The following is a 6,603-nucleotide window of genomic DNA, read 5'->3' on the forward strand; positions in this document are numbered from 1 at the left end:
CTTCGTTACTTCTGGACGAACCGGTCGGACAGGGCGTACCGCAGCAGCACGACGTCGCCGATCTGCCGCACCTCGGCCAGGGTGGCCCGATGGGCCGGCCCCCACGGGAAGTCGCCGTCGCTGACGAAGCGTGGCGCCCGCGAGTCGCCGACGAAGAACGGCGCGACCACCAGCTGCAGCTCGTCGGCCAGGCCCTCGGTCAGGAACTGGGTGTGCATCGTGCCGCCGCCCTCGACCATGAGCCGCCGCACGCCGCGCCCGGCCAGATCGTCCAGGACCAGGTTCAGGTCGATCGGGTCGCCGCCGTCGACGACCGTGGCCACCGCACCCAGCCGCTCCCGCGCCGACGCGTACGAACCGGTGGCGCAATACACCAGTTTGCCCACATCGCCGACGGTGAAGAACCTCGCGGCCGGGTCGATGTCACACCTTCCCGTTACGGTCACCTTCAGCGGGTTCGGCGCTTCTCCCCGGGCGACCCGGGCCGCGCGCCGTTCCGCCGAACGCACCAGCAACCGCGGGTCGTCCTGCCGGATCGTCGCGGCCCCGACCAGGATCGCGTCGCACCCGGCCCGGACGGCGTCGACCCGGTCGAAATCGGCCTCGTTGGACAGCAGCAATCTGTCCCTCGTGGCGTCGTCCAGGTAGCCGTCAATGGACATTCCGCAACTCAGCAACGTGTAAGGACGCTCAACCACCGATGACGCCTCCAGTAGAGCGACGATCGTCACCCAGGCCGAACAGTTGCGTCCAAGATAATCCGCGCCACGATTACAGGCACGTTCGCGGTCTGTTGCGGTGCGGTGACTCCACAGCGGGGTATAGCGGATCAACGGGGATTCAACGAGGAGGACCGATGTTAGAAGCCACCCTGCGACAGCAGGTGACCGTGCCGCTGCGTTTCGGCGACGGATATGCCACCGCCGCCCAGGTGATGACCTTCGACGGGCTCGTCGACGGCAAGGAGCATCTGGCCCTCGGCCTGGGCGACTGGCAGCGCGCCCTGAAGAAGTCGGCCGCCGGTGGCCGGGCCCCGCTCGTGCGCCCGCACAGCGAATGCCTGACCGGCGACGTGTTCGGCAGCCAGCGCTGCGACTGCGGCCCGCAGCTGCGCGAGGCCGTCGAGCGGATCGCCGAGCAGGGTGGCTTCCTGCTCTACCTGCGCCAGGAGGGCCGCGGCATCGGCCTCTACGCCAAGCTCGACGCGTACGCCCTGCAGGATTCCGGCCTCGACACGTACGAGGCGAACGTGGCGCTCGGCCGCGGCGAGGACGAGCGCGACTATTCGGCCGCCGCGCAGATGCTGCTCGCCCTCGGCGCCGACCGGATCCGGCTGCTCAGCAACAACCCCGACAAGGCCCTGCAGCTGGAGAAGTGCGGCATCGACGTCGCCCAGCGGGTGCCGACCGGGGTGCACATGTCGGCGGCCAACGTGCGCTACCTCGCGACCAAGGCCACGCACACGGCTCACACTATCGAGTTACCCCTCGCCGAATGACGCGCCGGGCCCTCCGTGCGGCAGGATGAGCTGATGGCCGACGACCCTTCGCTGCTGCTCACCGCGGTCGACCAGGTGCCCTTCATCCTGGCCGTCTGCGAGGGGCCCGAGCTGCGGGTGCTCAGCCTCAGCGCGGCGACCCGGTCGGTGATACCCGGGCGCGAGTTCCGGGGGCGGCCGATCCGCGAGGTGCTCAGCGATCTGGTCGGCCAGCAGTTCGTCGACGCCTACCACGAGGTCTACCGCACCGGCGAGCCGATCAACGGGCGGGAGTGGCGGGTGCACCTCAGCGCGCCCGACGGGTCCGTACACGAGATGTACGCGAACTTCAGCATCACGCCGTGGACCGTCGACGGCGAACGGCGCGGTGTCATCGGGGTCGGCTTCGACGTCACCGAGATGGTGCGCCAGCGGCAGGCCGCCGCCGAGCAGACGGCCGACCTGCGGCTGCGCTACGACCAGAGCCGTACGGTGATCACGGCCCTGCAGCGGGAACTGCTGCCGCCCGGGCTGCCGGTGCTGCCCGGGGCCCAGATCGCGGCCAGCTACCTGCTGGCCGAGGCCGACACGGCGGCCGGCGGCGACTGGTTCGACGCGGTCGCGCAGCGGGACGGGCGGGTCGCGCTGATCGTCGGCGACGTGGTCGGGCACGGCGTCACCGCCTCGGGCGTGATGGGTCAGCTGCGGGCGGTGCTGCAGGACAGGCTGGAAGACGGCGCCGGCATCGTCGAGGCTCTGGCCGCGGCCGACCGGTTCGCCACCCGGGTGCCGGCCGCGCACGCGACCACGGTGGCGCTGGTCGCGCTCGACCCGGTCAGCGGTGAGATCGCCTACTGCACGGCCGGACACCCCGCGCCGCTGGTCGTCAACACCACCGGCGGCACGCGTTACCTGCCGGCGACGGGCGGGGCACCGCTCGGGACGGGAGGGGCTTTCCCCGTGAGGCGGGAACGCCTCGATCCGGGTGAACTGCTGCTGCTCTACAGCGACGGCATCCTCGAGCGACCCGGTCGCGACCACACCACGAGCGCGGCCGAGCTGGCGCAGGTGGCGGCCGACAGCGCGGCCGGTCGGGCCCTGCACGACCCGGTCGCGACGCCCGCCGAACGCGTCTGCACCCAGTCGGTCGAACTGCTGGTGCGCACGACCGGCCACACCGACGACATCACGCTGCTCGCGGTGCAGCGCATTCCGGTCGAACCCGATCTCGACCTGGAGCTGTCGGCCTCACCCGACGAGCTGCGCGCCAGCCGGCAGGCGGTGGGCGCCTGGCTGGGCCGGCTCGGCGCCACCGGCGAAGACGTGTTCGCGCTGCAGCACGCCCTGGGTGAGCTGCTGGCCAACGCGATCGAACACGCCGGGACCACCCTCGACGCGACCATCACCCTGCGGGCGACGCTCACTCCCGCCGGGGTGCTGACGGCGACGGTGACCGACCATGGCACCTGGCAGTCGCCGCGCCCCCGCGCGAACCGGGGTCGCGGCCTGGCACTGGCGGCCCAGTTGGTGGCCTCGCTGAAGGTCGACCACAGCGAATCCGGCACGGTGGCCCACATCTCCAAGCCGCTGAGCCGCCCGGCCCGTCTGCTCGACGTCCCACGCCCCGCCGACGACGCCCCCGTGGTCCCCCTCCCCAGCCCGGCCGGGCCCGAGCCCGGGTTCAAAATCGTCGAGCTGCACGACGGCGACGAGACCCGCATCCGCATCGAGGGCCCGATCGACATGACGACGGCGACGCTGGCCCGGCAGGAGCTGCTGCGCCGCAGCCGTGGTGGGACGGTTCCCCTTACTGTCGACTTGTCCCTGGTGACGCACTTGTCGAGTGCGGGCGTTTCGGCCCTGCACCACGTGGCGGGTCAGCACGACGCCCAGAACGCGCCGCTGGTCCTCGACGCCGCGCCCGGTTCCCCCGCACAGGTGATCCTGGCCCTGGTGTCGCTGCTCTCCTCGGACTGACCGTTCGCGCTCGCGCCCTTCGTGGCGTTCGTGCCCGCGTTCTTCGTGGCGTTCGTGCCCGCGTTCTTCGTGGCGTTTCGTGCCCGCGTTCTTCGTGGCGTTTCGTGCCCGCGTCCCTCGTCCTGTTTCCGTGCCCTCGTCCCTCGTCCCTCGTCCCTCGTCCCTCGTCGCCCGTGTCCCTCGTCCTGTAGGGCTGTTCCCACCCCATAACCCGCCCTCCCAGGGGGTCCCCCGCCACCCTCAACTCTTCCGGAAATTGCCGATCAACGGGGACCCGCCTGTGGACAGCCGGGAATTGTGGATAACGCCCCGCCCGCCGGGTTATCCACAATTCGGCGTTGTCCACAGGGCTTCGCACGCCGGGCCGGATTCTCTGTACTGTCGCGGGGTGACTTCGGCAGACCAGGCTCCCGCTCCCGGTTCAGGGGCCGTTGACGTCCTCAACCGGGTGTTCGGCTATCCCTCGTTCCGCGGCCAGCAGCACGAGATCATCGAGCACGTGGCCGCCGGCGGCGACGCGCTCGTGCTCATGCCGACCGGCGGCGGCAAGTCGCTGTGCTATCAGATTCCGGCCCTGGTCCGCCCGGGCACCGGCGTGGTCATCTCACCGCTGATCGCGCTCATGCAGGACCAGGTCGACGCCCTGCGCACCGTGGGCGTGAAGGCCGGCTTCCTCAACTCGGCTCAGGACTACGACGAGCGCCGCCTGGTCGAGGCCGAGTTCGTCAACGGCGAGCTCGACCTTCTCTATGTGGCGCCCGAGGGCCTCGGGGTCGCCGCCACCCAGCGGCTGCTCGACCGGGGCAAGATCTCGCTGTTCGCGATCGACGAGGCACACTGTGTGTCGCAGTGGGGCCACGACTTCCGCCCCGACTATCTGGGGCTGTCGATGCTGCACGAGCGCTGGCCCGACGTGCCGCGCATCGCGCTGACCGCTACCGCGACGACGGCCACCCGTGACGAGATCGCGACCCGGCTCCAGCTGACCGACGCACGCCACTTCACGGCCAGCTTCGACCGGCCCAACATCCAATACCGGATCGTGCCGAAGAACGAGCCCCGCAAGCAGCTGCTCGACCTGCTGCGCACCGAGCACCCCGGCGACTCCGGCATCGTCTACTGCTTGTCGCGCGCGTCGGTCGAGCGTACGGCGGAGTTCCTGTCCCAGAACGGGGTCGCCGCGCTGCCGTATCACGCGGGGCTCGACAACCGCGTACGGGCGGCCAACCAGTCCCGCTTCCTGCGGGAGGACGGGCTGGTCATGGTGGCGACGATCGCGTTCGGCATGGGCATCGACAAGCCCGACGTACGCTTCGTGGCCCACCTCGACCTGCCGAAATCGGTGGAGGGCTACTACCAGGAGACGGGCCGTGCCGGGCGCGACGGGATGCCGTCGACGGCCTGGCTGGCGTACGGGCTGCAAGACGTCGTGCAGCAGCGCAAGATGATCGACAGCTCGGACGGCGACCTGGCCTACCGTCGCAACGCCGCGCAGCACCTCGAGGCGATGCTGGCTCTCTGCGAGACCGTGACCTGCCGCCGGTCGCAGCTGCTGAACTACTTCGGCCAGACGGCCACGGTGGAGAACTGCGGCAATTGCGACACCTGCCTGGTGCCGCCGGAGTCGTGGGACGGCACGGTGGCGGCGCAGAAGATGCTGTCGACGGTGCTGCGGCTGCAACGGGAGCGGGGTCAGAAGTTCGGCGCCGGCCAGTCGATCGACATCCTGCTCGGCAAGGAGACCGACAAGGTCCAGCGGTTCCGGCATCACGAGCTGTCGGTGTTCGGCATCGGCGCCGAGCTGCGCGAGACCGAGTGGCGCGGCGTGGTGCGCAAGCTCCTGGCCGCCGGGTTGCTGGCCGTCGAGGGTGAATACAGCACGCTGGTCCTCACCGACGCCAGCGCCGGGGTGCTGCGCGGCGAGACCAAGGTGATGATGCGGCGCGAGGCCCCGGCGAAGGTCAAGGCCCCGAAGCAGCGGGCGGCCGCCGCCCCCGCGGCCGACCTCTCCCCCGCCGACGCGTCCACTTTCGAGCGGCTGCGGGCGTGGCGGGCGTCGGTCGCCAAGGAACAGGGCATGCCCGCGTACGTGATCTTCCACGACGCCACGCTGCGGGCGATCGCCGCGCTGAACCCGAAGACCCTCGGTGAACTGGGCACGGTGAGCGGCGTCGGGCAGAACAAGCTGACCAAGTTCGGCCAGCAGGTCCTCGACACGCTCCACGGATCCGACACGCCGTCCGAGGCCGTCGCCCCGCCGGTGCCCGCGGCGCTGCCCCTGGACGCCGCCGCGTCAACACCCGCGGCCCCGCCGGCGCCTACGAATCTGCCGGCCGCTGCCCCGTCGACGGCCACCGCGAACCGGTCAGCCGGCAGCCGACGGCCCGGGTCCGCTTCCGCGTCGCCCGGTTCCGCCACTTCGCGCTCTCGCCCGGCGACCAGCTCACGTTCCCACGAGCCCGAGCCGCCGCCCCCGTTCACCTTCGACGAGGAGCCACCCGACTTCGACTACGACTACGAGCCCCCGCCGCCCGACTACAACTGACCCTGGCGTTTGGTGGGCCGGCTCTTCGCCCCCGTTGGATGACGCGGAGAGCCGGCCTGGCCGGAACCCTGGTTGTGCCCCACCGCCAAGGTTCCGGGCCGCACCGGGGACGGCACTGCCTGTTCCCGGTGATGGGCCAGGGTGCGGTGGATTCCCGGCTCGGTGCGGCCCCTGCCCTGCACCCAGTTCCGGTTGATCCACCCACACCCCGGCACCCGCGGCGGCCCGCCCCAGCGGAACCGCCTCTTCGCGACGGCCGTCCCCCGATCGGCCGTCTCCACGCGACGCGCGCGGCGGCCCGTCCCAGCGGAGCCGCCCTCGCCCGGCGCGTGCGGCGACCCGCGTCGGCGGGGCCGCCAGCACCCGCCGCTGCCGGGTCTGCCCCGAAGCACCGGCCTTCGCCGTTGAAGGCCACCCCAGCATGACCACCCCCGGTTGTGGAACGGTTGTGGCGCCCCACGCCACGAACCACCACGCGCGCCCCACGCCACGAACCACCACGCGCGCCCCACGCCACGAACCACCACGCGCGCCCCACGCCACGAACCACCACGCGCGCCCCACGCCACGAACCACCACGCGCGCCCCACGCCACGAACCACCA

At 71.4% G+C, this 6,603-nt stretch carries 3 protein-coding genes and 1 pseudogene; 3 read left to right on the forward strand and 1 reads right to left on the reverse strand.

The features are described from left to right. Nucleotides 1-5: 5 nt before the first annotated feature. Nucleotides 6-698 carry a RibD family protein gene (locus tag JIG36_RS31280; protein WP_203379972.1) on the reverse strand — a complete coding sequence of 231 codons (693 nt, stop codon included), beginning with the start codon at nt 696-698 and terminating at the stop codon, nt 6-8. 158 nt (nt 699-856) lie between these two features. Between JIG36_RS31280 and JIG36_RS31285 the strand changes: the two genes are divergently transcribed. From JIG36_RS31285 to recQ, 3 genes and pseudogenes are all read left to right on the forward strand, one after another. Next, nucleotides 857-1,498, forward strand: a complete 642-nt coding sequence (locus tag JIG36_RS31285) for a GTP cyclohydrolase II (protein ID WP_203379973.1) — start codon at nt 857-859, stop codon at nt 1,496-1,498. Nucleotides 1,499-1,531: 33 nt separating this feature from the next. After that, on the forward strand, nt 1,532-3,454 hold the full coding sequence (locus JIG36_RS31290) for a SpoIIE family protein phosphatase (protein WP_203379974.1): 1,923 nt from the start codon (nt 1,532-1,534) through the stop codon (nt 3,452-3,454). Nucleotides 3,455-3,842: 388 nt separating this feature from the next. Next, nucleotides 3,843-5,687: pseudogene (gene recQ / locus JIG36_RS31295) on the forward strand (DNA helicase RecQ); the annotation flags it as partial. Nucleotides 5,688-6,603 lie beyond the last annotated feature (916 nt).

This window comes from Paractinoplanes ovalisporus (assembly GCF_016834655.1).
Classification (GTDB): Bacteria; Actinomycetota; Actinomycetes; order Mycobacteriales; family Micromonosporaceae; genus Actinoplanes; species Actinoplanes ovalisporus.

Excerpts from the sequence above, each read along its gene's own strand:
- JIG36_RS31285 (WP_203379973.1), top strand. The coding sequence starts at position 857 with ATGTTAGAAGCCACCCTGCGACAGCAGGTGACCGTGCCGCTGCGTTTC.
- JIG36_RS31290 (WP_203379974.1), top strand. The coding sequence starts at position 1,532 with ATGGCCGACGACCCTTCGCTGCTGCTCACCGCGGTCGACCAGGTGCCC.